This is a genomic window from Brevundimonas sp. GW821-FHT09G01, assembly GCF_059416065.1.
The window spans coordinates 359,064-383,387 of record NZ_JBWKOL010000002.1; the positions used below are offsets into that span (position 1 = coordinate 359,064).

Consider the following 24,324-nt stretch of genomic DNA (forward strand, 5'->3'; position numbering starts at 1 on the left):
CCGAGGGGCGGTAGGGCCTCGCGACCAACGCTTTAAAGCTGCGCCAGCAGGTGCTCGGCCGAGGACACCTTGAACTCGCCGCCCTGCTCGATGTTCAGCTGTTCGACGACGCCGTCCTTGACCAGCATCGAGTAGCGTTGCGAACGCTCGCCCATGCCGAAGCCCTTGGCGTCCAGCGCCAGGCCGAGCTGGCGGGTGAAGTCGCCGTTGCCGTCGGCCAGCATCAGGATGTCTTCCTTGCCGATGCCCTGGCTGTCGGCCCAGGCGCCCATGACGAAGGCGTCGTTGACCGACACGCAGGCGACGGTGTCGACGCCCTTGGCGGCCAAGTCTTCACGGTGATCCTTGAAGCCGGGCAGGTGGCGGGCCGAACAGGTCGGGGTAAAGGCGCCCGGAACGGCGAACAGGGCCACGGTCTTGCCCGCGAAGATGTCGTCGGTGCTGACCGGCTTGGGGCCGTCGTCGGTGGCCCGGGTCAGGTTGGCCGAGGGAATACGGTCGCCGATCTGGACGGTCATGGCAGGCTCCTGGAAGGAAGATGAGGATCAAACTCCCGGACCAGATAGGCGTTGCCGAGGGCCGCGCCAACCGCCTGCGTCCACGCCGCGCTTGCGCCGCCGCCCTCGCGTGCCGATCATAAGGGCATGGACGACTTCCAATCCCTCGTCGGACGCCTGCTGGTGGCCATGCCGGGCATCAGCGACCCCCGCTTCGAGCATGCGGTGATCCTGGTCTGCGCGCACGGCCCGGACCACGCCATGGGCCTGAGACTGGATCGCCCCGCGCCGGGCGTAGACCTGAAGGCGGTGCTGTCCAAGCTGGACACCCCCGCCCCGGACGGCGCCGCCGCGCGCAAGGTGCTGGTGGGCGGTCCGGTGGAGCGGGAACGCGGCTTCGTCCTGCACACCGACGACTGGATGATGGAGGACGCCTCGATGCCCTTCGGCGAGGGTCTGGCCATGACCGGCACGCGCGAGGCGCTGGCGGCCATGGTCGATCCGCTCAAGGGGCCGCGTCAGTCGATCCTGCTGCTCGGCTATGCGGGCTGGGGCGACGGGCAGCTGGAGGATGAGTTGGTCGAGAATGTCTGGCTGACCGCCGACGCCGATCCGGGCCTGATCTTCGACACCGACTACGACGCCAAATGGGCGCGGGCCGTGGCGACGCTTGGCGTCGATCCGGCGCAACTGTCAGGGCAGGCCGGGCGGGCCTAGGGCCTCACGCCCTCGCATTTCGACAGCAGCCAGCGCGCGCGATCCGTCAGCGCGGTCTCGCCGGACGCGACCTCTTCGACGCTGACGCCTGTCCATTTTCGCGAGTGGCGCATGAGGACTGCGACCCTCCCATCGACACGGCCGTCGACCTGACCGCACCACAACCTGGTCCGACGCCGCTGAGATCCATCGGAATCGATGAAGTTCGGCCCTTCGGCGAGGTGGATCACAGCCTCGCCGAAGGAAGGGTCATTTTGCCGAAGCGCGCGCTCGACAGGCCCCGCGCCCGAGTTGGTCCACTTTTCCCAAGCGCCCCACCCGACAAGGCCGAGAGCCGCGACAATACCCAGGATGCGCAGCCATCCCGGGGTCTTGTCTCCGATCATCAAGCCGACCGGGCCTTGATCGGCGCCGAGCCGTCGGCGAGGGACTCGTTCAGATAGACCTCGGCCTCCTGCGCGGGCAGGGCCTGGGCGTAGCCGAAGCCTTGCCCGTAGTGACACTGGGCCTCAAGCAGCAGCTTGGCGAGGCCGGCGTTCTCGACGCCCTCGGCGACGACTTCCAGCGACAGGTCGCGGCCCAGGTTGACGACCGATTTGACGATCTTGGCCGAGCCCTCGTCCTTGTCCATGGTCAGAACGAAGTAGCGGTCGATCTTCAGCGTGTCGAACGGCAGCTTGGCCAGGTAGCTGAGCGACGAGAAACCGGTGCCGAAGTCGTCCAGCGCCAGCGAGGCCCCGGCGTTGCGCAGCTTCGTCAGCGTCTCGGCGGCGCGGGTGGTGTCGCGCATGATGTCGCCTTCGGTGACCTCCAGCTTCAGCGCGCCCTTGGGCAGGCCCGCCTCGCTGATGATCCGCGAGACGTCCTCGACAAGATTGGCCCGCTCGATCTCGCCGACCGACAGGTTGACGCTGCAGAACAGCTTGCCCGCCGACGGATGTCGGGCCAGCCATTCGGCCAGCTGCCGCGCCGAGGCGGTCATCATCAGCAGGCCCAGGTCGTTCATCAGGCCCATCTCGTCGGCCAGGCCCAGGAATTCATCCGGCGGGACCATGCCGCGCTTGGGGTGACGCCAGCGGGCCAGAGCCTCGAAGCCCGCGACCGCGCCGGTGTTGAGGTTCACGATCGGCTGGTAGAAGGGCTCGATCTCGCCGCGCACGAAGGCGTTGCGCAGGTCCGCCTCCAGCGCGAGCCGGGACAGGCTGTCACTCTCCAGCGCGCGGCCATAGGCGGCGATGCCGCCGCGCCCGGCGGTCTTGGCCTGTTCCACCGCCAGTTCGACCCGGCGCAGCAGTTCGGCGGGATCGGCGGCGTCAGGGCCGCCCTCGACGGTCACGCCGCCGATGGAGACCGTCGGATAGATGTCGAAACCGGCGACGCGCAGCGGCTGTTCCAGCGCCTCGCGCAGGCGTTCGGTCGCCGCGCCAGCGCCGCGCGGGACCAGGATGGCGAACTCGTCCTCCCCGATGCGGGCGGCGTTGGAATCGTGCGGGAAGGCGGCGTTCAGGCGCGAGCCCAGCGCGGCCAGCACCAGGTCCGCGCGTTCATGGCCCAGGGCCTCGTTGAGACGGCGCAGGCGGTCGACGTCGGCCACCACCAGCTCGAACTCGCCCATCTGGGTCAGGGTCTCGCCGGCGCGCGACAGGAAGGTGCGGCGGTCCAGAAGGCCGGTCAGGTGATCGCGGTGCGAGGCGGCGAACTTGGTTTCCAGCGCCACGACGCCAGCGGCGCGCAGGCCGTCTTCAAGCCAGACCCCGCGCCAGATGCAGGTCTCGGAATCGCGCATGCGCAGGCGAACGGCGACCTCGGTCCCCTCCTCCTGCGGCTTGAGAATCTTTTCAGCCAGCGCCCGGTCCTGCGGAATGGCCACGGCGGTGAAGGCGGCACCCGAGCATTCGGGGGCCAGCGGACCCAGCCCGAGGGCCCGCGTCGCGCCCGTGAACCGCATCTGATCCTCGGCGGGCGTCCAGATCCACAGCGCGGCATCGGCGGCGGCCAACGCCTCAATGGCGGTCGTCGCGTCCCAGGCCAGACTTCTGGAGCGAGTGTTCACGCGCCGCGGTTCTCCGGTGCACGGCGTCAGCCGGCGCGCCCGGCCCCGTCATTCACGCGGCCGAACAGGAGATGATCTGCCCAACCGCCGTTAATTTTGAGATAAGCCCGCGCCCGGCCCTCATGCTCGAAGCCCGACTTCTCCAGCACCCGGCGCGAGGCCATGTTGTGCGGCACGCACGCCGCCTCGACCCGATGCAGGTTCAATTCGTTGAAGGCGAAGCTGACGAGGGCGCGCACCGCCGCCGTGGCGTGGCCCTGCCCGGCGAACCGGCGGCCGATCCAGTAGCCGATGGTGCCGGTCTCGGCGACGCCGCGCCGGACGTTCGACAGGGTGACGGCCCCCACCAGCGTTCGCCCGTGATCGGTGAAGATGAAGAAGGGCCAGGCGTTCCCGGCCTCCAGCTCGCGCTGGTAGATCGCCAGCCGCCGCTTGAAGGCCGCGCGGGTCAGGTCGTCCTCCGGCCAGGTCGGCTCCCACGGCTGGAGATAGGGATAGGACTCCTGCCGCAGCATGGCCCAGGCCTCATGGTCGGCCGAGCGCGGCGAGCGCAGGATGACCCCCTCGCCCTCCACCACGGGTCCGCCCGCGTCGCTGATCCAGTCCAGAAGCGCCATGACCTCAGAATAAACCGCTCGCGACCGCCTTGGCGACGGTTTCGGCGCTGGATGGGGGCGAAATTACCGGAGTTTCATTTGACGGCGCGGCCAGTCATCGGCCCCTAGCGCGGGACGTCGCGGGAGATCAAATGACCAGAGCGCTGCTTTTCGCCACCCTGCTGATGGCCCTGGGGCCGTCGACGAGCGCCCTCGCCCAGGCCCCCGCCTCGCCCGGCGCGATCGCCGTCGTCGATGACGACGTGGCGCGGTTCTGGACCGCCTATGACGCAGTGCGCGGCATGGCCGATCCCGTGCAGCAGGAGGCCGAGTTCCAGCGCCTCTATATCGACCAGGGCACGCCTGGCCTGCACGCCTTCATGGAAGCCAAGGGCTACAGCGCCGCCACCTATGTCGCCGCCATCAACGCCTACCCCCGGTACTGGGACACCGTTCGGCCGCGCACGGCGCTGGCCGCCGGCGCCCTCGTCCGGCTCGAGGGGCACCTGGATCGCTTCCGCGATCTCTATCCGGACCTGCGGCCGGCCGGCATCTATTTCGAGGTCGGGGCCTTGCGCTCGGCGGGCACGACCCTGGACGACAAGGTGCTGCTCGGCGTCGAGATGGCCACCGGAGACCAGAGCGTCGACACCTCGCAGATGTCGGCCGGACTGCAGAGGTTCTTCGCCGGATACTTCGCCAGCGACCCGCTCGCCAACCTCGACCTGCTGGCGGTGCACGAGGTGGTCCACACCCAGGAGCGCGGTGAGCGCCAGACCCTGCTGGCCCAGGCCGTGTACGAGGGCGTGGCCGACTTCGTCGCCGAGCAGGTCACCGGCCGCATGCCCGACCTGGCCTATGTGACCTACGGCCCGCAGAACGACGCCGCGATCAAGGCGGCCTTCCGCCGGGACATGATGGTCAACGACTACAGCGGCTGGCTCTACAACAGCACCGACAACGCCTTCGGCGTTCGCGACCTGGGCTATTACGTCGGCTACGCCATCGTCTCGCGCTATCATGCGCGCGCCGCCGACAAGCCCGCCGCGATCAAGGCGATGATCGAGCTGGACTTCGGGGATCAGGCCGCGGTTCAGCGCTTCGTCGACGCCTCCGGCTATTTCGCTGACTAGCTGAAAAGAGCGTCCCTGAAGGCCGCGCCCGCCGGGGCGGCGGCCTTGGGACCCAGCACCGCCGTGGCGGCCAGGCCGGGCGCCAGGCACCCGGCGGCGGCGGCGCGGACGTCCTCGGCGGTCTGGGCCAGGGTGCGGTCGGCCATGGTCCGGGATTCGATCGGCGCGCCGAAGAGCAGCACCTGAGCCGCGGCCCGGCCCGCACGAGCCGCCGGGCTCTCGTCCGACATCCACAGGCCGGCGTTCAGCACCGCCTTGGCGCGCGACAGCTCGGCGACCGTGGGACCGGTCTCGGCCAGCGCCTTCAGTTCAGCGGCGCAGACCTGGGCCAGTTCGACGGCCCGGTCGGCCGAGGCTCCGGAGTAGATGCCCAGGACGCCCGCGTTCTCATAGGGCTCGTGATAGGCGTCGATGGCGTAGGCCAGTCCCCGCTCCTCGCGGGCGCTCTGGAAAAGGCGCGAGGCCATGCCGCCGCCCAGGATCTCGCTCATCAGCCGGGTGGCCGCATAGGCCGGATCGACCGCCGACGGGGCGGGCAGTTGGAAGACGATGTTGGCCTGTTCGATCCGCCGGGTCAGGGCTGCGTCGCCGCCGGTGAAGCGGGGCGTATCGGGCTCTTCCGCCGGGGTGGCGACCTGATCGCCGAACCAGCGCTCGGCCAGGGCCAGCAGCTCGGCCTCATCTACCGCGCCGGACGCCGCCACCACCATGCGGTCGGGGGAATACAGGCGGGCGCGCCAGACGCCGATGGAAGCGCGGTCGATCGGCTTCAGACTGGCCACGGAGCCCAGGATCGGACGTCCCAGCGGCTGGCCGGCGAAGGCGCGCGTCTGGGCCATTTCGAAGACGTGGTCGTCGGGCGTGTCGAAGGCTTCGGCGATCTCCTGCGCCACCACGTCCTTTTCGCGCACGATCTCGGCGGGATCGAGCATGGGGCGGAAGACGAGGTCGGAGAGAACCTGCATGGCCAGCGGCAGGCCGCCCTCCAGCGCCCGCACCTCGAAGCTGGTGCGCTCATAGCCCGTCGCGGCGTTGATCGAGCCGCCTTCGGCCTCGATCCGCTCGACGATCTCCCGCGCGCCCATGTCGCCCGCGCCCTTGAACACCAGATGTTCGAGGCAGTGGGACCAGCCTGAGGTGGCCTCGCTTTCCCACTTGGCCCCGCCGCGCACGGCGACGGTCAGGGCGAGGGTGCGCAGACCCGGCATGGGATCGCAGACGACGCGGACGCCGTTGGACAGAGTGTGGAGGGTGGCGGTCAGGAAGAGCTCTTTTCAGTGTCGCTGGACGGCGTCGAGGGGCGCAGCTTGCGCCGAAGCAGGGCCACGTAGGTTCCCGCGAGCGCCAGCGCCAGTCCGAACCATGTCAGGGCGTAGCCGAGGTGGTTGTTGGAGAAGGCCGCCGGCGGGGCCGAGGGCTGCAGCGCCTGCCATTCCGGATTGGTCGAGGACAGGGCGTAGAGGGTGCGCGGATCGACGGCCTCCATCACGCCCAGCGCCCGGGCCATGGCGACGGTGTCCCGGGCGTAGAAATGCGTCCCGCTGACGGCTGGGGCCATGGGGCCTGGCGGCGGCGTATGGCGCACCTCGACCGTGACCTCCAGCGGCGTCCCCGAGGCGGCGACCGGCGGGCGGGCGGAGATGGTGTCGGCGATGAAGCCCCGATCGACCAGGAAGGTCGAACCGGCGCCCTGGGGACGGCAGGCCGAAACCAGCCGCACGCCGACCTGTCCCTCCTGAATGGTCTGGAGTTCGACGAACGGGGCCGTGGCCAGCCCGCCACAGACGATGATCGCCTTGCGGAATTCCGGATCGGCGGCGGCCAGGACGGCGGACAGGGGCTGCGGCGCGGCGGTCGCGGCGGCCTCGGCCTCCGCGATCAGGGCCTCTTTCCACTGCAGGCGCTGCACCTGCCATGTCCCCAGCGCGCACAGCAGGACCAGCGACAGTCCGGAGGCGATGGTCAGCCCCCAGGGGAAGCGAACGCGGGCCTCAGCCATGGTTCGCCTGCCCGGCCTTGTTGCGCATCTGGAGGGCGATCATCACGCCCTTGCCCGGGCGCATCAGCCCGATCGACAGCCCGGCCACCAGCGGCAGGGCGATCAGCAGCAGGAGCCAGATCGGCGGATTCCAGGCGATCATGGCGAACAGGGCGCCGAAGACCACGACGCCGCCCGCGATCTGCATGATGAAGATGGCCGCGCCGTCGCCGGTGTTCAGGCGGCTGTAGTCGAAGCCGCAGGCCTCGCACCGGTCCACCACCTTGAGAAAGCCCGCATACAGCGGCGCCTGATCGCAGTTGGGGCAGCGGCAAAGCAGACCGGCGCGGATCGGGTCGATCCGCGCCGGTTGATTGTTCAGACCTGAGGGCCCGTCGATCACCCGAAGGTGACGTAGACGAAGGCGAACAGGAACAGCCAGACCACGTCCACGAAGTGCCAGTACCAGGCGGCCGCCTCGAAGCCGAAATGCTTCTCGGGGGTGAACTGGCCGGCCAGCAGGCGCAGCAGGCACACGATCAGGAAGATGGTCCCGATCAGGACGTGGAAGCCGTGGAAGCCCGTCGCCATGAAGAAGATCGAACCGTACAGGCCCGAGTTGATGGCTTCTTCGTTGAAGAACAGGTTCTCGTGGATGATGTGGCTGTACTCGTAGACCTGGACGGCGGTGAACAGCACGCCGAGCGCGATCGTGATGATCAGGCCGATCTTGGTGGCCTTGCGATCACCCTGCGCGATGGCGTGGTGAGCCCAGGTCACGGTCGTGCCGGACAGCAGCAGGATGACGGTGTTCAGCAGCGGCAGCTGCCAGGCGTCCAGGGTCTCGATGCCCTTCGGCGGCCAGGTCGACCAGGCCTTGGCGGTGTCTGCCCAGGCGCCGACTTCCGGAATGTGGGCGCGAGCCTCGTTGAAGATGCTCATTTCGAAGAACATCCAGAAGAAGGCGGCGAAGAACATCACTTCCGAAGCGATGAACAGCAGCATGCCATAGCGCAGGCCGATCGAGACGACCGGGGTGTGATCACCCTGGCGGCTTTCCTTGATCACGTCGGCCCACCAGCCGAACATCGACACCAGCACGCCGGCCAGACCGGCGACGAACAGGACCTTGTCGCCCTTGGCCAGCAGGGCCCCGGCGACCGGACCGGCGTCAGCCGACGCCAGCCCCTTCATCCAGACGACCGCGCCGATCATCATGATCGTGACGGCGATCGAGGACACCAGCGGCCAGGGGCTGGGGTTCACCAGGTGATAGTCGTGATGCGGAGTCGCGTGGGCGTCGGCCATCTGTATCTCTTGAACGGTCGAGAGTCGTATTGGGGGCAGGCTATAGCGCCCGCTATCCGGCCGCGCCAGAGGGCGAGACGCCGTTTACGGCCTGCTGGAACCGCTCGGTCGGATAGAAGGTGTAGCTGAGGGTGATTTCGGTCACGCCGCGGCTCTCGCGGTCGGTCGCCATTTCGGGCGCCACGAAATACTGGACCGGGAATTTCATGGTCGCGCCGGGCTGGATGATCTGCTCGTCGAAGCAGAAGCACTGCAGCTTCTGGAAATAGGGTCCGGCGCGCTCCGGCACGACGTTGTAGGCCGCCTTGGCGCTGATCGGCTTGTCCGAGGTGTTGGTCACGTCGAAGAAGGCCATGCCCGTTTCGCCGATGCGGACGCGCTGGGTCACCTGCTCGGCCCGGAAGGTCATGGGCAGGTCGCGGACGTTGGTGTCGAAGCGGACCAGCACCGTCTGGTCCAGCTGGACATCAGGAGCCCTCTCGGCCTTCTTGACGGTGCCGTCGAAGCCGGTGACCTGGCAGAACATGCGGTACAGCGGCACGGCGGCGAAGGACGCGCCCGTCATCCCCATCACGCCCAGCACGCAGACGATGGCGACAGCGTTTCGCGACAGCTTCATTGGGCGTAGCCCACCGGCTGGCCGGCGGCGACGGCCGCCCCGCGGGCGTCCAGGTTGCGCTTGAGGTTCAGCACCGTGACGCCGAACACCAGGATCATGAAGCCCACCAGCACCCCGGCGATGGCCAGGTTGCGCTTCTTGCGGGCGGCGAGTTCTTCAGGGGTCAGGCGGCGCATGGGCTTACAGTCCCGGGGTAAGGCTCTCGACCAGCAAGGCGGCGAACAGGGCCATCAGGTACAGGATCGAGAAGGCGAACAGGTTGCGCGCCGGTTTGGCCTCGGCGCGGACGTCATACAATGCGGCCTCTCGCCCCACGGCCTCGGCCTTGTCAGGCTGATCGCCGGCGCGCGAGCGCCACAGGCGGACGGCCAGCAGCAGGAAGCCGAGCCCGCCGACCAGCGAGACCACCAGATAGATCAATCCGCCCAGCCCGGTCAGGCCCGGCGCGATCGCCGCGGGCAGGAACAGCAGGGTGTAGATCAGGATCTGCAGCCGGGTGCTCTTGGCGCCCCGGGCCACCGGCATCATCGGAATGCCGGCCTTGGCGTAGTCGCCGGCCGAATACAGGGCCAGGGCCCAGCTGTGCGGCGGGGTCCACAGGAAGATGATCAGGAACAGCAGCCAGGCCTGCCACGGGGCCTGGCCGGTGGCCGCCGCCCAGCCGATCACCGGCGGCAGCGCGCCCGCGGCCCCGCCGATGACGATGTTCTGGGGCGTCCGGCGCTTCAGCAGCAGGGTGTAGAAGACGGCGTAGTAGAGGATGGTCAGCAGCAGCAGGCCGCCCGCCAGCCAGTTGGTCGTCATGCCCAGCAGCATGACCGAGAAGACCGACAGGACGACCCCGAAGGCCATCGCATCGTTCTTCCGGACGCGGCCCGCCGCGACCGGCCGGCCGCGCGTGCGCCGCATCAGGGCGTCGGTTTCGCCCTCCAGCGCCATGTTCAGGGCGCCGGCCGCCCCCGCGCCGACGGCGATGCACAGCACGGCGATGGCGGCCGAGATCCAGTCGATGGCGCCGTGGGCCACGACCAGGCCGGTCACGGCGGTGAAGATCACCAGCGACATGACGCGCGGCTTCAGCAGCTGGAAGAAGTCTTCCGGCTGGGCCGTGGAGATCGTGGACGGGGCGGTGTCGGTCATTGCGCTTCTAACGGTTGAGGGCCGCCCCTTATGAAGGAGCGGCCCCCGATTGTCGTTCCGGCCGGGGCCGGTCGTCCTAGTGCTCGTCGCTCTTGACCACCGGCAGTTCGTTGAACTGGTGGTGCGGAGGCGGCGAGGACAGGGTCCACTCCAGCGTCGTGGCGCCTTCGCCCCACGGGTTGGCTTCACCCTTGCGGCGACGGATGGCGGCTTCGGCCAGCATGACCAGGAAGACGACGACGCCGACGACGGTGATCGCGTAACCGATCGACGAGACGTGGTTCCACAGGGTGAACGCGTCCGGATAGTCGATGTAGCGGCGCGGCATGCCCTGGAGGCCCAGGAAGTGCTGCGGGAAGAACACGAGGTTCACGCCCACGAACATGATCCAGAAGTGCAGGCAGCCCAGGAACTCGTTGTACTTCACCCCGAACATCTTCTCGAACCAGTAGTAGAAGCCCGCGAAGATGGCGAAGACGGCGCCCAGAGACAGCACGTAATGGAAGTGAGCCACGACGTAGTAGGTGTCATGCAGGCTGTAGTCGATGCCGGCGTTCGACAGGACCACGCCGGTCACGCCGCCGACGGTGAACAGGAAGATGAAGCCGATCGCCCACAGCATGGGCGTCTTGAAGCTGATCGATCCGCCCCACATGGTCGCGATCCAGCTGAAGATCTTCACGCCCGTGGGCACGGCGATGATCATGGTGGCGGCGATGAAGTAGGCGCGCAGGTTCACGCTCATGCCGACCGTGTACATGTGGTGCGCCCACACGATGAATCCGACGAAGCCGATGGCGACCATGGCGTAGGCCATGGCGAGGTAGCCGAAGATGGGCTTCTTCGAGAAGGTCGAGACGATGTGGCTGATGATGCCGAAGCCCGGCAGGATCAGGATGTACACCTCGGGGTGGCCGAAGAACCAGAACAGGTGCTGGAACATGACGGGGTCGCCGCCGCCGGCCGGGTTGAAGAAGCTGGTGCCGAAGTTGCGGTCGGCCAGCAGCATGGTGATGGCGCCGGCCAGGACGGGCAGCGACAGCAGCAGCAGGAAGGCGGTGATCAGCACCGACCAGGCGAACAGCGGCATGCGGTGCAGGGTCATGCCCGGCGCGCGCATGTTGAAGATGGTGGTGATGAAGTTGATCGCGCCGAGGATCGACGAGGCGCCCGCGACGTGCAGCGAGAAGATCGCCAGATCCATCGCCGGGCCGGTGTGGCCGGTGGTGGAGAGCGGCGGATAGATCGTCCAGCCGCCGCCGAAGCCGCGGCCCGGGCCGCCATCGACGAACATCGAACAGATCAGCAGCACCCAGGCGGCGACCAGCAGCCAGAACGAGATGTTGTTCATGCGCGGGAAGGCCATGTCCGGCGCGCCGATCATGATCGGAACGAACCAGTTGCCGAAGCCGCCGATCATGGCGGGCATGACCATGAAGAAGATCATGATCAGGGCGTGGGCCGTGACGACGGCGTTATAGCCGTGCTTGGACTGCTCGATCAGACCCATCAGCTGGATCGACGAACCTTCCTTGAAGATCTGGATGCCCGGCTCGGCCAGTTCCCAGCGGATCAGGCCGGACAGGGCGCCGCCCACGATGCCCGCCATGATGGCGAACAGCAGGTACAGGGTGCCGATGTCCTTGTGGTTGGTGGACAGGAACCAGCGGGTGAAGAAACCCGGCTTGTGGTCGTGATGCCCGTCGTGGTCGTGGGCGAGGTTTTCGGCTGCGGTGGCCATGTCTTTGGGGCTCTCGCGTATCGTTACTGGGCGGCCGGAGCGGCGGCGGGAGCCGCAGCCGGGGCCGGCGTGGCCGCGGCGGGCGCGGCAGGGGCGGGAACGGCGACAGCGCCGTCGGCGACGGTGGGCGCGCCGGTGGTGCCGGCGGCGGCCTGGGCGGCGGTGCCGCCCGGAGCTTCAGCCGCGGTCTTCGGCGTCATCGAGCCGCCCTTGCTGGTCACCCAGGCTTCAAACTCAGCCTGGGTCACCACGCGGATCTCGATCGGCATGAAGGCGTGATCGACGCCGCACAGCTCCGAGCACTGGCCATAGAAGGTGCCCGTGCGGTCGGCGCGGAACCAGGTCTCGTTGACCCGGCCCGGGACGGCGTCGACCTTCAGGCCGAAGGCCGGCAGGGCGAAGGCGTGGATCACGTCGGCGGCGGTGACCAGGACGCGGACCGTCTTGCCCACCGGCACCACGATCGGCTCGTCGGCGGCCAGGCGGTAGACGTCATGCGACAGGCCGCGCTCGGCCAGCTTGTCCTCGGGCAGCATGTTCGAGACGTACTCGGCGATGCCCTGGTCCGGATATTCATAAGCCCAGTTCCACTGGTTGCCCGTGGCCTTCACGGTCAGGTCCGGCGTCGGCATGTCGTGATAGGCGAACAGCAGGCGGAACGAGAACAGCGAGATGCCCACCAGGATCAGCACCGGGACGATCGTCCAGATGACCTCGATCATGGTGTTGTGGCTCCACTTGGCGGGAACCGGATTGGACTTCTTGTTGTAGCGGATGACGATCCAGATGATCAGGCCGAGCACCAGCAGGGTGATCAGCGTGATGATCGGCATCAGGATCAGGTCGTGGAAGTGGTGCGCCTCGACCTTCAGCGGCGACGCCGCCGGTTGAAGCCCGATACCGCCCGGCGTCGGTTGACCCATGCGCTCGGGTCCCGAAGCCAAAGCCGGCGTGGCGGCGAAAACGGCCAGGCTCAGGGCGGTGAGTCCACCACCGACGATCGCCCGGGCGCGCGTGCCCATCCCCATGCGAGACATCCTCATAAAACCGTTTCTTCGCAATCATTTGCGAGTGAATCGCAAACAAGCGCCGGGACACAGCGGCCCGCGGCGGTACATCGGGCGGTCCATATCGCCCCCTCCCTCACTTGCCAAGCGTCCCGACCGTTCCGCGACGTTCGGGCGCCGGATTAAATCGCATTCATGTTTCGCCAGCTACCTTGCGGCGCAAGATACCTTGCAGTATCCCATCGACATCACAGGAGACGTTGATGTGCCTGAAACCATAGAGATCCAGTTGAAGAAGGGGGTGCTGACGCTGTGCGTCCTGGCCCTCCTGAACCGGCGCGAAAGCTACGCCTACGAGATCGCGTCCACCCTGTCGGACGCCATCGATATGGGCGAGGGCACCATCTACCCGCTGATGCGGCGGATGCAGTCGGACGGCCAGGTCGAGACCTATCTGGTCGAATCGTCCTCCGGGCCCTCGCGCAAATACTACCGACTCACCGACGCCGGTCGCCGGGCCCTCGCGGCCCAGACCGCCGAGTGGCGCGCCTTCGCCCGCGCCGTCGAAACCATTGTGGACGTTCCGGCCGAACCGGCTGCGCCGTCCGCCCAAGAGGGAGCTGAATAATGACGAGGGACGAATTCATGGGCCGGTTGCGCCGCGGGCTGGTGGGCCTTCCCACCCGGGCCGCCGGCGACATCGCGTCCGACTATGAGCAGCATTTCGACGACGGGATCGCTGACGGCCGCTCCGAAGCCGAAGTCGCGGCCGCCCTCGGCGATCCCGACCGTCTGGCCCGCGAGCTGCGCGCCGAAGCCGGCGCCCGTCGCTGGGACCAGGAACAGAACCCCGCCGCGGCGGCGGGCGCCATCTTCGGGCTGATCGGCCTGGGCGCCATCGACATCCTGATTCTGCTGCCGATCGTCTTCCCGGTGTTCGGCGCGGTGATCGCCATGCTGCTGAGCGGCGTCGCGGTCTTCATCGCCGGCGGCTTCGTCGCTGTGGCCGGATCCTTCTTCGGCGGGCCTGGAGGCGTGCTGGCCGCCCTTCTGATGGGCGTGGGCCTGATGGGCCTGGGCATCTTCATGGTGGGCCTGATGGCCCTGCTCACCAAATGGCTGATCGACGCGACCGTCTGGTACGCCCGACTGCACTACCGCGTGCTGAAGCCCGCGCTCGACAACCAGAACCAGGCCTGAGGGAGGGACCTGACATGATCCGCAATCTACTGGTCATCACCGGCGTGGGCTTCGTCCTGGCACTGGTCGGCATCGGCGGCTCCATGGCGCTGGTCGGCAACGACGTCCGACGCAACGACTGGACCTGGGTCGTCACCGACGACGAGGCCGGCGACTCCGGCTTCCACCTGGAACGGGGCGAGGTCTCGCCGGAAACCGTCCGCACCATCGAATGGACCGGCGGCGAGCGCCTGTCCGTCGATATCCCCGGGCAGGTCACCTACATTCAAGGCGACCAGCCGGGCATCCGCATCACCGGGCCGAAGGACGCCGTCGACAAGGTTCGCTTCTCCGACGGCCGTCTGATCATGCTCGACGACGACCGCAGCGAGCGCGGCTACATCCGCTGGACCGGCACGGGCATCCGCGTCTGGAGCGAGACCGAGGCCCTGCGGGTCGAGGTCACGGCCCCCGCGGTCCACACCTTCGAAATGGGTGAACACGGCCGGCTCAAGATCCGCGGCTACGATCAGCCGACCCTCGACGTGACCGTCAACGGCAACGGCGAGGTTGAGGCGGACGGCCGCGCGCCGAAGGTCACCGTCACCGTCAACGGCGACGGCGATACGGACCTGCGCCGGCTCGAGGTCGTCGACGCCAAGGTGGACCTCACGGGCCGCGGCGATGTGACGGTCGGTCCGACCGGCCGCGCCGACATCGACATCTCCGGCCACGGCGACGTCACCCTGACGCGCAACCCGGCCCAGCTGAACCAGTCGATCACCGGCTGGGGAGACGTCGATCTCGACTGATCCTCGCCGCCCCTATCCCTCCTCGTCGTGGTGGAGGGCGGCCGCTTCGGCGGCCGGAGCGGGGATGGCCGCTGCTCCCTCGTCGCGCCATCCCCGCTTCATTCGCCGCGCCCCGTGCGCGGCGAAGACCGTGACGCGGCGCATCTAAGTCCCTATCTCTGCCGTCATGACCGTCCTCGTTTCCCCGCCCGCCATCCTCGACAGCGCCGAGGTCGGCGCCGACGAAGCCCTCTCGATCCTCCAGGACGCCCTGACCGGAGCCGATGACGGCGAACTGTTCCTCGAACGCTCCGAATCGGAATCGCTCGTTTTCGACGACGGCCGCCTGAAGTCCGCCGCCTATGACGCGACCGAGGGCTTCGGCCTGCGTGTCGTCGCCGGTGAAACCGCCGGCTACGCCCACGCCAACGAGATCAGCGGCCCCGCCCTGCGCCGCGCCGCCGACAGCGCCGCCCTCGCCCGCGCCGGCTACGCCGGGATCGCCGCCGACGCCCCGCAGGCGACCAACCGCAAACTCTATGACGAGGTCGATCCCCTCGCCTCCCCCGCCTTCTCCGACAAGATCGCCCTGCTGGCCGAGATCGACGCCTGGGCCCGCGCCCGCGATCCGCGCGTGGTGCAGGTCTCGGCCTCGCTGGTCGGCGAGCATCGCCAGATCGAGATCCTGCGCGGCGACGGCCGACTGATGCGCGACATGCGTCCGCTGGTCCGCCTGAACGTCTCCGTCACCGTCGAGAAGGACGGCAAGCGCGAGAGCGCCTCCTCGGGGGCCGGCGGGCGCGCCGGCTTCGAGACCTGGATCGCCCCGGCCCGCTGGCAGGGCCAGGTCGATGAGGCCCTGCGTCAGGCCCTGGTCAATCTGGAGGCCGTCGATTGCCCGGCGGGCGAGATGGACGTGGTCCTGGGCGCAGGCTGGCCGGGCGTGCTGCTGCATGAGGCGATCGGCCACGGCTTCGAAGGCGACTTCCACCGCAAGGGATCGTCGGTCTTCACCGGCAAGATGGGCCAGCGCGTCGCCGCCCCGGGCGTGACCGTGGTCGATGACGGCTCCATCGCGGGTCGCCGCGGCTCCCTGACCATCGACGACGAAGGCACGCCGACCTCGCGCACCGTGCTGATCGAGGACGGGATCATGGTCGGGCTGATGCACGACCGGCTGTCGGCGCGTCAGTTGAACGCCCGCGCCACCGGCAACGGCCGCCGCCAGTCCTTCGCCCACATGCCCATGCCGCGCATGACCAACACCTTCATGGAAGGCGGCAAGGACTCCAAGGCCGACATGATCGCCTCGACGAAGCGCGGCCTCTACGCCGCGAACTTCGGCGGCGGCCAGGTGGACATCACCAACGGCAAGTTCGTGTTCCAGTGCACCGAGGCCTATCTGATCGAGGACGGTCGGATCACCGCCCCCGTCCGCGGCGCCACCTTGATCGGCGACGGGGCCACGGCGCTGACCCAGGTGCAGATGATCGGCGACGACTTCGAGTTCGATCCTGGCGTCGGCGTTTGCGGCAAGGCCGGCCAAGGCGTCCCCGTCGGCATCGGCCAACCCTCGCTGAAGATCGCCGGACTCACGGTCGGCGGCACGGCGGTCTGAGGCGACGCCGCCCGGCGTTTCATGGTAGAGCTTCCCTTGACGGTTGCATGAACGATCGCACTCGCGGTCTCGGCCCGTCCGGGGAGACGTTTCATGAAGGCCGCCCTCTCTCAGTACGCAGTCGACATCCAGATGACGCCGGCCACGCTGGAGGCGCTCATGGCGAGCGGCTACGCGCTGTCGGCCTTCAAGGCCGTCCAGACCACGGTCAACGGCGCCGCGCCTCTGCTGTGGTACCAGACGAGCCGACTGCTGATGACCACCTCCATCACCTGGCAGGAACAGTATCAGGCCTATGCCTCGACCAGTCAGATCATCGCCCACGGAATGATCCGGCCCAATTCGACGACCGACATCGGCCTCGGCCAGACCGCTCAGGTCGGCGCCAACGGCGCCATGACCGCTACGGATGGAGGAACGCCCGCCGCGATCTCCATCCTGAACCAGGCCAGTCAGCCGTGGACTTGCGGCGTTTCGCAGGTGGTGGAGAGCCAGGCGAACCCGGTCTGCGCCGTACCGCTCTACGGGAACATGCTCGACGTCATCGCGCCGGTGGAACAGGTCCTGCTGATGCTCTCGGCCATGTCGGTCAACACCGGCACCGTGATCTATCAGGCCTATGCCCCCGGCGTGCTGATCGACCTCAGGGGCGCCGCGCAGCGCACGGTCCAGTTCGACATCAACAACGGCTGGAGCTGGGACAGCGGGACATGGGCGCGGTCGGTGGCGTCCAACACTGACCTCGTGCCCCTGCTGATCCAGCAGTGAGGCGACGAACGGGCCAGTCCGCTCTCGCCGCGCCGCCGATCACGTTCTGAGCCGGATTACCGGGACCGCCACTCCGGTCCTACGATCTCGAAGCCGCGGGCCTTCAGGCTGTCCAGCACGCCGCCCTCTTCGGCCAGCAGGCGGACCGGCGCGACGCCCATCGTCGTGCCCGGCGAGATCATGGCTGTCTCCACCGCCGCCGCCCATTGCTGGTGCAGCTGGGGAGCCAGCTCGGGATCGCCCCACGGCCAGCAGACGTTCAGCGCCTGTTCGATCGGCGAGTTGACCACGTCCGGCACGCGGAAGGCGCGCCAGTCGATCGCGCGGTCACGCGACGACTCGGGCCCGGCCTCGGCGGCGGCGATGGCGCGCTCGACGCACGGCACATGGATGCTCTGGGGCGCCGAGATCAGGCTTTCGACCAGTTCGTCGCCCCGCACGGTGCCGACCGGACGCATGTCGATGCGGGCGCGGCGGCCGGCGCGGCGCACCACGTCCACCGCGTCCTGCGCCTCGCCCCCGGCGCGGAAGCCGGCCTTGTCCTGCATCAGGTCCAGGCTGGTGAAGAGCAGGCTCTGGGTGCGCCAGTTCTGGTTCCGCTCGTCGGCCATCAGCGCGTCAAGCCGCGCCTGATACTCGGGCGACAGCCAGGTCGCCGTGGTCTGCCCCTGGGGCATCCGCCCGATGGTCCGTGCGCGCCAGATGACGCGCAGGATATCGCTGAACGACGCCCGGCCCTCCTGAGGCAGCAGGATCAGGTCCGCCTTGGCGGTCGCCTGCTCCAGCGCATCGGGATGCCAGGTGACGTCGCGCGGGATGGCGCGGATCGAGCCCACCAGGATCAGGGTCGAATCGCCCCGTGTGATCGTCCACATCGGCGCGCCCGAGCGACGGGCCAGCACCACGACCTCATCCAGCTCGGTCGCCTCCTGCGAAGCGGGGGCGGAGGGCGTCTGCGCCAGGGCCGGCGATGCGCCGGCAGTCAGAAGCAGAAGGGAGACGGCAACGGCGACGACGGCTTTCACGAACTCACCCGTTAGACTTGATGAAGAGAAGTATTGGATAGACCAGATCAGAACATAAAGATGACAGCCCTGTAATGCTGTCGCCGATTTAATCCACCTGTCCGTCTTGTAACTGGAGACAAGCAAACCATCCGGTCACACCTCTCGTCACACGACGAGGGGAGTTTCGCAATGACCAGAACCATTCTGTTGGCGACCACAGCGCTGTTGCTGACCGCCGGCGCCGCCGCCGCTCAGACGCCGCCGCCTGTACAGGCCGAAGCGGGTCAGCAGGGCGTGCTGATCTTCGAACCCGCCTTCTTCTCCGACCAGCAGCCCAACACCGCGCTGGACATGGTCAACCGCGTCCCCGGCTTCAGCGTCAACGACGGCGACGGCAGCCGCGGCTTCGAGGGTTCGGTCGGCAACATCCTGATCAACGGCTCGCGGCCCGCCTCCAAGAACGACACCGGCTCCAATGTCCTGTCGCGCACCCTGGCCGCCCAGGTCCTGCGCATCGAGCTGATCCGCGGCGGCGCCCCCGGCATCGACATGCAGGGCTTCTCGGTCGTCGTGAACGTCATCACCCGCAGCGAGTCCAGCCGACAGTCGGTCTTCACCGGCAACGCCGCCCTGTTCGAGGGCGGGAACGACGTCTACGGCGGCTCGTGGCAGTTCACGGCCAAGGACGGCGATCGCACCTGGGGCTTCACCCTCAGCGACGGCATGTCGACCAGCGACTCCAACGGCGTCGGCCCGGTCGTCCGCCGCGACGGCGCCGGGACCCTCCTGCGTCAGGAAGACTTCTTCAACGACCAGTCCGGCGGCGGGAATTCGCTGCGGGTCAACTACGCCAGCCCCTTCCTGGGCGGCAAGATCGACCTGACCGCCCGTTACGGGATCAACGACTTCTCGAACATAAACCTGCAGACCTCGCCCACCGTGCGGCGTGAGAGCGTCTACGCCGAGGACGGCGCCAGCGGCGAGTTCGGCCTGGTCTACACCCGCGATATCGACAGCCGCCTGAAGTCCGAAACCCGTTTCATCCACGAGTTCTCCGACAACGATTCGAGCGCCTTCTCGCGGGTCACGGAAAATGCGGTGAACGCGCCAGAGCAGCGCTTCTCCTCGGTCAGCGAGAGCTCCGAAACCATCCTGCGCAGCCTGCTGCGCTATGAGCATTCCCCCAAGCTCACCATAGAGACCGGCGGCGAGGTCGCCTACAACATGCTGGAGACCGAGCAGGCCTTCAGCGTCGGCGGCGTGGCCGTTCCGCTGCCCTCGGCCTCGGTCAAGGTCGAGGAGACGCGCGGCGAGCTTTTCGCCAAGGGAACCTGGCGGCTGCGCGACAACCTGACCCTGGAAAGCGGCGTGCGTGTCGAGGCCTCGACCATCAGCCAGTCGGGCGACGCGGACAAGGAGAAGAGCTTCTACTTCATCAAGCCGCGCTTCCTGGCCACCTGGACGCCGAGACCCAACAACCAGTTCCGGCTGCGCTTCGAACGCGAGGTCGGACAGCTGAACTTCAGCGACTTCGCCGCTTCGGCCGAACTGGAGGACGAGAACGTCTTCGGCGGCAACATCGACCTGGAGCCCGAACAGCGCTGGATCAGCGAGCTGGCCTATGAGCGCCGCTTCTGGGGCGACGGCATCGTCAGCATCACCCTGCGCCACGATGAGATCAGCGACGCCATCGACGTGATCCCGCTGGACGGCGGCCTGTCGGCCAACGGCAACATCGGCGATGGAACGCTGGACCAGTTGGCGGTGAACATCCTGGTGCCGATGGACAAGGTCGGCTTCACGGGCGGCCGCGTCGGCTTCCGCAACACCTGGAACAAGACCGAGGTCACCGACCCGACCACCGGCGAGACGCGCCCGATCTCAGACGTGCGCCCCACACAGGCGACCATCACCATCGCTCAGGACATCAAGTCCTGGAACCTGCAGTGGGGCGGCGCCTGGCTGCCGCTGCTGGGCCTGGCGAGCTACGACCCCGACCAGAGGTTCAGCTGGCGCGGCAAGGACTATTTCGAGCTCTGGGCCGAATACAAGCCGACCCCGACCCTGTCGTTGCGGGCTCAGATCAACGTCTGGAACGACTTCGACCAGGAACGCATCGTCTACGGCGACCGCCTGACCCGGCCGATCGCCTACATCGAAACCCGTCAGATCGACCCGCGGACCTTCTACCAGCTGCGCCTGCGCAAGACGTTCTGATCGGCTCCGGAGGCGGCGGCGGTTTCCCTTTGACCGCCGCCGGTTCACACACCTGTCCCGCTTGTAACTGGAGCCGGCGGGGCTTCGCAGGCAACCTCTACCGACAGGGGAGACGTCATGCACAAGGCATTCTGGCTAGCGAGCGTCGCAGCGTCCGTCCTCGTAACCCCGGCCCTGGCGCAGACCGCGCCGCCCGCCCCCGAAACCATCGCCCAGCAGGGCGTGCTGGTGTTCGAACCCGTCTTCTTCGCCGACAGCCGCCCGGACACGGCGTTCGACATGATCACGCGCCTGCCGGGCTTCGCCTTCAACTCCGGCGACAGCGACACGCGCGGCCTGGCCGGCGCGTCGGGCAACGTCCTGATCGACGGCCAGCCGCCCTCGGCCAAGACAGATAATCTGGAGGCGGTCCTGCGCCGCATCTCGGCCGCAGGGGTCGCCCGCATCGAGCTGATCCGCGGCGGCGCTCCTGGCATCGACATGCAGGGCCATCCGGTCGTCGCCAACGTCGTTCTGGCGCGCCAGGTGACCACCGAACGGGTGCTGGAGCTGAACAGCTACATCTATCCCGACGGCCATCTCGGTCCGCTTCTGGCGGCCCGCTATTCCCGTCGCGACGGCGACAACCAGATCGAAGGCTCGATCAGCGCAACCTCCGACCGGACGGACGGCACGGGCGACGGCTTCCGTCGGCGCTACGACGCGTCGGGCAATCTGGTCCAGGACGCCGACCTGGTGCTGTGGGACCGCTTCCGCAACGTGCGCGGCACCGGCGCCGTACAGCGCCGCCTCGCCGGCGGTCGCCTGCGCATCACCGGCCTGCTGGGCTGGTTCAGCAATGAGAACGCCCAGGACGTCCTGATCCGCTCGGGTCCCGGAACCGACAGCCGCAACGACGAGGAAGACCACGGCATCGACAGCGAGCTGGGCGTCAGCTGGGTCCGGGACCTTGGGCCGCGCACCGCGCTCGAGCTGACCGGCCTGCAGCGCTACGAAACCGAGGACTACACCGGCGTCTCCGCCAGCGGCGGGAACAGCTCGACCTTCACCTCCGACGACACCGAGGGAGAGTCGATCGCCCGCGTCGAGCTGCGCCATCGCCCCTCGGACCAGTGGTCGGTCGAGACCGGCGGCGAGGTGGCGTGGAACTTCCTCGACAGCGCCACGACCTATTCCGAGAACGGCGTGCCCGTTCCCCTGCCCTCGGCCTCGGTGCGGGTTGAGGAGCTGCGGGGGGAGGTCTTCGGCCAGGCCACCTGGCGACCCAATCCCGAGTTCACCCTCGAGTTCGGCGTACGGGTCGAGGTGTCCGAGATCAGCCAGACGGGCGACAGCGACCTGAGCAAGTCGTTCGTCTATCCCAAGCCCCGCATCCAGGCGACGTGGACGCCGTGGACCGGGCACCAGTTCCGCTTCCGGGTCGAGCGGACGGTGGGCCAGCTCGACTTCGGTGATTTTGTCGCCTCGGCCGACATCGACATCGGCCAGGTCGAGGGCGGCAACCCCGATCTGGCGCCGTCGCAGGAGACGGTGTTCGAGGCCTTCTACGAGCGCCGCTTCTGGGACAAGGGCGTCTTCGACGTGACCGTCCAGCATGCCGAGGTCCAGGACGTGGTCGATGTGATCCCGCTGGCGGGGGGCTTCGACGGCGTCGGCAACATCGGCGACGGGACCTCGAACTTCTATCAGGTGCGCCTGACGCTGCCGATGGACCGGCTGGGCCTGTCCAACGCCCGTCTGCAAACCCGCGGCAGCTGGTCACAGACCCGCGTCACCGACCCGGTCACCGGCCAGGAGCGCCGCTTCGAGGGCAACCAGGCCTTCGGCTGCGGCGTCAACTTCAACCAGGACCTAAAGGGCGGTCGCTGGTCCTATGGCTTCGACCACGGCTGCAATGTCGACAAGGGGCGCATCTTCCGGGTGCGCGAGATCCGCGCCCTCTACGCTGAGCCGGGCGTATCTCTTTATGGCCAGTGGAAGCCGCGGCCCGACCTGACCGTCCGCGTCGACATGGGCAACGCCAGCGACCGGGCCCAGGGCTATAACCGCGACCTCTACAGCGGACCGCGCGACGTGGCGCCGGTCGTCACCCACGAGGTGCGCCGCACGAAGATGAGCCCTTGGCTGTTCCTGCAGATAAGAAAGACCTTCTGAAGAAGGCGTCCCTCCGTCCCCCGGAAACTGAGGATGCCCCGGTGCATCAAAAAAGGGCGGGACCGCGAGGTCCCGCCCTTCCTGTGTGATCAACCCGTGAGGGCGATCAGTGGATGCCCGCCATGCCCTTCTTGAGGAGCGGCGAGATGATCAGCAGGAACACGCCCACGCCGACGCCGACCCAGCCGATGGTCCCGAAGATGGAGCCATAGGTTTCCAGGGCCAGGGCGCGGTCGGTGACGACGCCCGCCACCGTGTCGGTCGCGGTCGCCTTGGCGATGATGCCGGCCACGATGTGCGCCACGGAGCTGGACAGGAACCACACGCCCATCATCAGGCCGACCACGCGCGCCACCGAAAGCTTGGTGATCATCGAAAGGCCGACCGGCGAAATGCAGAGCTCGCCGATGGTGTGGAAGAAGTAGGTCAGGAACAGGAACAGCAGCGGCACGCGGAAGTCCGCATTGGCCAGATTGCCCGCCGCCCACATCAGCACCAGGAAGCCGATCCCGACGAACATCAGACCGAACGAGAACTTCACCGGAGTGGAGGGTTCGGCGTTGCGCTTGGCCAGCCAGACCCACAGCGCCGCCATGATCGGACCGCCCAGAACGATGATGCCCGGGTTGAACATCTGCGTCATGGCCGCATTGAACCACGAGGGCATCTGGGTCGACTGGTCGGCGAACAGGGTCAGCGACGAGCCGGCCTGTTCAAACAGGGCCCAGAACAGGACCGAGAAGAAGATCAGCACCTGGGCGACCAGCATGCGGCTCCGCTCGGAGCCCTTCAGCTTGAAGACCGTGTAGCCGACAACCAGGGTGAAGATGACGCCCGCGAGCCACGGCAGCAGGTTCTCGATGATCTCGTGACGCTGCATCAGAAGCCAGGTCGGGAAGACCGCGACCAGGCCGGCGATCCAGAAGAACGGCACCAGCGGCACGCCCAGGATGCTGCGCCCCTGAACCGGAACCGGCGGTGCGCCGCGGCCCTCGAGCCAGCCCTGGCCGAGCACGAAGGTCAGCAGGCCGAACAGCATGCCCACGCCCGCCAAGCCGAACCCGTAGGCCCAGCCGTACTTGATCCCGAGATAGGAACAGGCCGCGGTGGCCAGGAACGAACCCAGGTTGATGCCGACATAGAAGATGGTGAAGCCGCCGTCGCGACGCGGGTCGTTCTCTTCGTAGAGCGCCCCCACGACGGTGGAGATGTTGGCCTTCAGGAAGCCGACCCCGACGATGATCAGGGACAGGGCGAAGAACAGGATCGGTTCGCCCAGCGCCAGGTCGCGGTTGGTCTCCAGGCTGTAGCCGCCCGCGGGCGTGAAGGCCGGGAAGCCGCCGGCGGTCGGAGCCGCGACAGCATTGGCGGCTGCCGGCTCGGCGCCGACGGTCGAGACGCCTTGCGGCGTGATCGAGATATGAACCCGCTCGTCGCCGTTGACGGCGAACATCTTGCGGTTCTGGTCTCGGCCTTCGACCTGAAGTTCGTAGGTCGTGGCGCCGATGGTCAGGCGCTCACGCCCGCCCGTGCCCTCGAAGGCCATGGTGAAGTGGCCGGCCACCAGCAGCACCGCGCCGATGATGACCGCCTTGCGCGATCCCAGATACCGGTCCGCGATCAGGCCGCCCAGCACCGGCATCAGATACACCAGCGCGGCGTAGGCCGCGTAGATGCCCTGCGCCTCGCCGGTGCTGAACAGGAAATGTTGGGTCAGATAGAGAACCAGCAGGGCCCGCATGCCGTAGTAGGAGAAGCGCTCCCACATCTCGGTGAAGAACAGGATCACCAGCCCGCGCGG

Annotated in this window: 25 protein-coding genes; 9 read left to right on the forward strand and 16 right to left on the reverse strand. The window is 67.9% G+C overall.

The genetic code is table 11. The features are described 5' to 3' along the window. Positions 1 to 32 precede the first annotated feature (32 nt). Positions 33 to 518, reverse strand: a complete 486-nt coding sequence (locus AC07NB_RS06625; RefSeq protein ID WP_291833302.1) for a peroxiredoxin — start codon at positions 516 to 518, stop codon at positions 33 to 35. Positions 519 to 644: 126 nt separating this feature from the next. Between AC07NB_RS06625 and AC07NB_RS06630 the strand changes: the two genes are divergently transcribed. Continuing rightward, entirely contained in the window at positions 645 to 1,214 is a 570-nt protein-coding gene (locus AC07NB_RS06630; protein WP_492314011.1) for a YqgE/AlgH family protein, read from the forward strand. Here the strand turns inward: AC07NB_RS06630 and AC07NB_RS06635 are convergent. Genes AC07NB_RS06635 through AC07NB_RS06645 form a run of 3 tightly spaced genes read right to left on the reverse strand, consistent with a single transcriptional unit; the run spans position 1,211 to position 3,884 of the window. Then, the gene (locus AC07NB_RS06635; protein WP_494571806.1) at positions 1,211 to 1,600 is read right to left on the reverse strand and encodes a hypothetical protein; all 390 of its coding nucleotides are present in this window, start codon (positions 1,598 to 1,600) and stop codon (positions 1,211 to 1,213) included. The genes AC07NB_RS06630 and AC07NB_RS06635 overlap by 4 nt on opposite strands. Beyond that, the gene (locus AC07NB_RS06640; RefSeq protein ID WP_494571807.1) at positions 1,600 to 3,267 is read right to left on the reverse strand and encodes a putative bifunctional diguanylate cyclase/phosphodiesterase; all 1,668 of its coding nucleotides are present in this window, start codon (positions 3,265 to 3,267) and stop codon (positions 1,600 to 1,602) included. The genes AC07NB_RS06635 and AC07NB_RS06640 overlap by 1 nt, the downstream gene beginning before the upstream one ends. A 26-nt stretch (positions 3,268 to 3,293) precedes the next feature. Further along, the gene (locus AC07NB_RS06645; protein ID WP_494571808.1) at positions 3,294 to 3,884 is read right to left on the reverse strand and encodes a GNAT family N-acetyltransferase; all 591 of its coding nucleotides are present in this window, start codon (positions 3,882 to 3,884) and stop codon (positions 3,294 to 3,296) included. 131 nt (positions 3,885 to 4,015) lie between these two features. Between AC07NB_RS06645 and AC07NB_RS06650 the strand changes: the two genes are divergently transcribed. Continuing rightward, entirely contained in the window at positions 4,016 to 4,996 is a 981-nt protein-coding gene (locus tag AC07NB_RS06650) for a DUF2268 domain-containing putative Zn-dependent protease (protein ID WP_494571809.1), read from the forward strand. Here AC07NB_RS06650 and AC07NB_RS06655 read toward each other — a convergent pair. The 9 genes from AC07NB_RS06655 to coxB form a co-directional block, all read right to left on the reverse strand. Continuing rightward, positions 4,993 to 6,204, reverse strand: coding sequence for a M16 family metallopeptidase (locus AC07NB_RS06655; RefSeq protein WP_494571810.1), 1,212 nt, complete (start codon positions 6,202 to 6,204; stop codon positions 4,993 to 4,995). The genes AC07NB_RS06650 and AC07NB_RS06655 overlap by 4 nt on opposite strands. A 50-nt stretch (positions 6,205 to 6,254) precedes the next feature. Beyond that, positions 6,255 to 6,995, reverse strand: coding sequence for an SURF1 family protein (locus tag AC07NB_RS06660; RefSeq protein ID WP_494571811.1), 741 nt, complete (start codon positions 6,993 to 6,995; stop codon positions 6,255 to 6,257). Next, the gene (locus AC07NB_RS06665) at positions 6,988 to 7,377 is read right to left on the reverse strand and encodes a DUF983 domain-containing protein (protein WP_291833276.1); all 390 of its coding nucleotides are present in this window, start codon (positions 7,375 to 7,377) and stop codon (positions 6,988 to 6,990) included. The genes AC07NB_RS06660 and AC07NB_RS06665 overlap by 8 nt, the downstream gene beginning before the upstream one ends. After that, positions 7,374 to 8,282, reverse strand: a complete 909-nt coding sequence (locus AC07NB_RS06670; protein WP_291833274.1) for a cytochrome c oxidase subunit 3 — start codon at positions 8,280 to 8,282, stop codon at positions 7,374 to 7,376. Before AC07NB_RS06670 ends, AC07NB_RS06665 begins: the two co-directional genes overlap by 4 nt. A gap of 52 nt (positions 8,283 to 8,334) precedes the next feature. After that, positions 8,335 to 8,901, reverse strand: coding sequence for a cytochrome c oxidase assembly protein (locus tag AC07NB_RS06675; RefSeq protein ID WP_291833270.1), 567 nt, complete (start codon positions 8,899 to 8,901; stop codon positions 8,335 to 8,337). Beyond that, positions 8,898 to 9,077, reverse strand: a complete 180-nt coding sequence (locus AC07NB_RS06680) for a cytochrome c oxidase system small membrane protein (RefSeq protein WP_494571812.1) — start codon at positions 9,075 to 9,077, stop codon at positions 8,898 to 8,900. The genes AC07NB_RS06675 and AC07NB_RS06680 overlap by 4 nt, the downstream gene beginning before the upstream one ends. A gap of 4 nt (positions 9,078 to 9,081) precedes the next feature. Then, complete coding sequence (cyoE, locus tag AC07NB_RS06685) at positions 9,082 to 10,041, reverse strand: heme o synthase (RefSeq protein ID WP_492314020.1); 960 nt, start codon at positions 10,039 to 10,041, stop codon at positions 9,082 to 9,084. A 76-nt stretch (positions 10,042 to 10,117) separates the two neighbouring features. Continuing rightward, a complete protein-coding gene (ctaD, locus tag AC07NB_RS06690; protein WP_492314021.1) occupies positions 10,118 to 11,782 on the reverse strand; it encodes a cytochrome c oxidase subunit I in 1,665 nt (554 codons plus the stop codon). A gap of 23 nt (positions 11,783 to 11,805) precedes the next feature. Then, a complete protein-coding gene (gene coxB / locus AC07NB_RS06695; protein WP_492314022.1) occupies positions 11,806 to 12,810 on the reverse strand; it encodes a cytochrome c oxidase subunit II in 1,005 nt (334 codons plus the stop codon). 244 nt (positions 12,811 to 13,054) lie between these two features. On the opposite strand from coxB, the gene AC07NB_RS06700 reads away from it, so the two are divergent. From AC07NB_RS06700 to AC07NB_RS06710, 3 genes are read left to right on the forward strand one after another with little or no spacing between them, the layout of a single operon-like run. Then, on the forward strand, positions 13,055 to 13,417 hold the full coding sequence (locus tag AC07NB_RS06700; protein WP_291839731.1) for a PadR family transcriptional regulator: 363 nt from the start codon (positions 13,055 to 13,057) through the stop codon (positions 13,415 to 13,417). Further along, entirely contained in the window at positions 13,417 to 13,989 is a 573-nt protein-coding gene (locus AC07NB_RS06705) for a DUF1700 domain-containing protein (RefSeq protein WP_291839733.1), read from the forward strand. The genes AC07NB_RS06700 and AC07NB_RS06705 overlap by 1 nt, the downstream gene beginning before the upstream one ends. A 14-nt stretch (positions 13,990 to 14,003) precedes the next feature. Further along, a complete protein-coding gene (locus tag AC07NB_RS06710) occupies positions 14,004 to 14,780 on the forward strand; it encodes a GIN domain-containing protein (protein WP_492314023.1) in 777 nt (258 codons plus the stop codon). Between the two features lie 12 nt (positions 14,781 to 14,792). Here the strand turns inward: AC07NB_RS06710 and AC07NB_RS06715 are convergent, their stop codons facing one another. Then, on the reverse strand, positions 14,793 to 14,924 hold the full coding sequence (locus AC07NB_RS06715; protein ID WP_494571813.1) for a hypothetical protein: 132 nt from the start codon (positions 14,922 to 14,924) through the stop codon (positions 14,793 to 14,795). A 22-nt stretch (positions 14,925 to 14,946) separates the two neighbouring features. Here AC07NB_RS06715 and tldD point away from each other — a divergent pair, with 22 nt between their 5' ends. Beyond that, entirely contained in the window at positions 14,947 to 16,377 is a 1,431-nt protein-coding gene (tldD, locus tag AC07NB_RS06720; protein ID WP_494571814.1) for a metalloprotease TldD, read from the forward strand. A gap of 93 nt (positions 16,378 to 16,470) precedes the next feature. Then, positions 16,471 to 17,145, forward strand: a complete 675-nt coding sequence (locus AC07NB_RS06725) for a hypothetical protein (protein WP_494571815.1) — start codon at positions 16,471 to 16,473, stop codon at positions 17,143 to 17,145. A 56-nt stretch (positions 17,146 to 17,201) separates the two neighbouring features. Here AC07NB_RS06725 and AC07NB_RS06730 read toward each other — a convergent pair whose 3' ends face one another. After that, positions 17,202 to 18,170, reverse strand: coding sequence for a TraB/GumN family protein (locus AC07NB_RS06730; RefSeq protein ID WP_494571816.1), 969 nt, complete (start codon positions 18,168 to 18,170; stop codon positions 17,202 to 17,204). Between the two features lie 171 nt (positions 18,171 to 18,341). Here AC07NB_RS06730 and AC07NB_RS06735 point away from each other — a divergent pair, with 171 nt between their 5' ends. After that, complete coding sequence (locus AC07NB_RS06735) at positions 18,342 to 20,369, forward strand: TonB-dependent receptor plug domain-containing protein (RefSeq protein ID WP_494571817.1); 2,028 nt, start codon at positions 18,342 to 18,344, stop codon at positions 20,367 to 20,369. A gap of 117 nt (positions 20,370 to 20,486) precedes the next feature. Next, a complete protein-coding gene (locus AC07NB_RS06740) occupies positions 20,487 to 22,523 on the forward strand; it encodes a TonB-dependent receptor plug domain-containing protein (RefSeq protein WP_494571818.1) in 2,037 nt (678 codons plus the stop codon). 106 nt (positions 22,524 to 22,629) lie between these two features. On the opposite strand, the gene AC07NB_RS06745 is transcribed toward AC07NB_RS06740, so the two are convergent. Beyond that, entirely contained in the window at positions 22,630 to 24,312 is a 1,683-nt protein-coding gene (locus AC07NB_RS06745) for a peptide MFS transporter (RefSeq protein WP_291838764.1), read from the reverse strand. Positions 24,313 to 24,324: the final 12 nt, after the last annotated feature.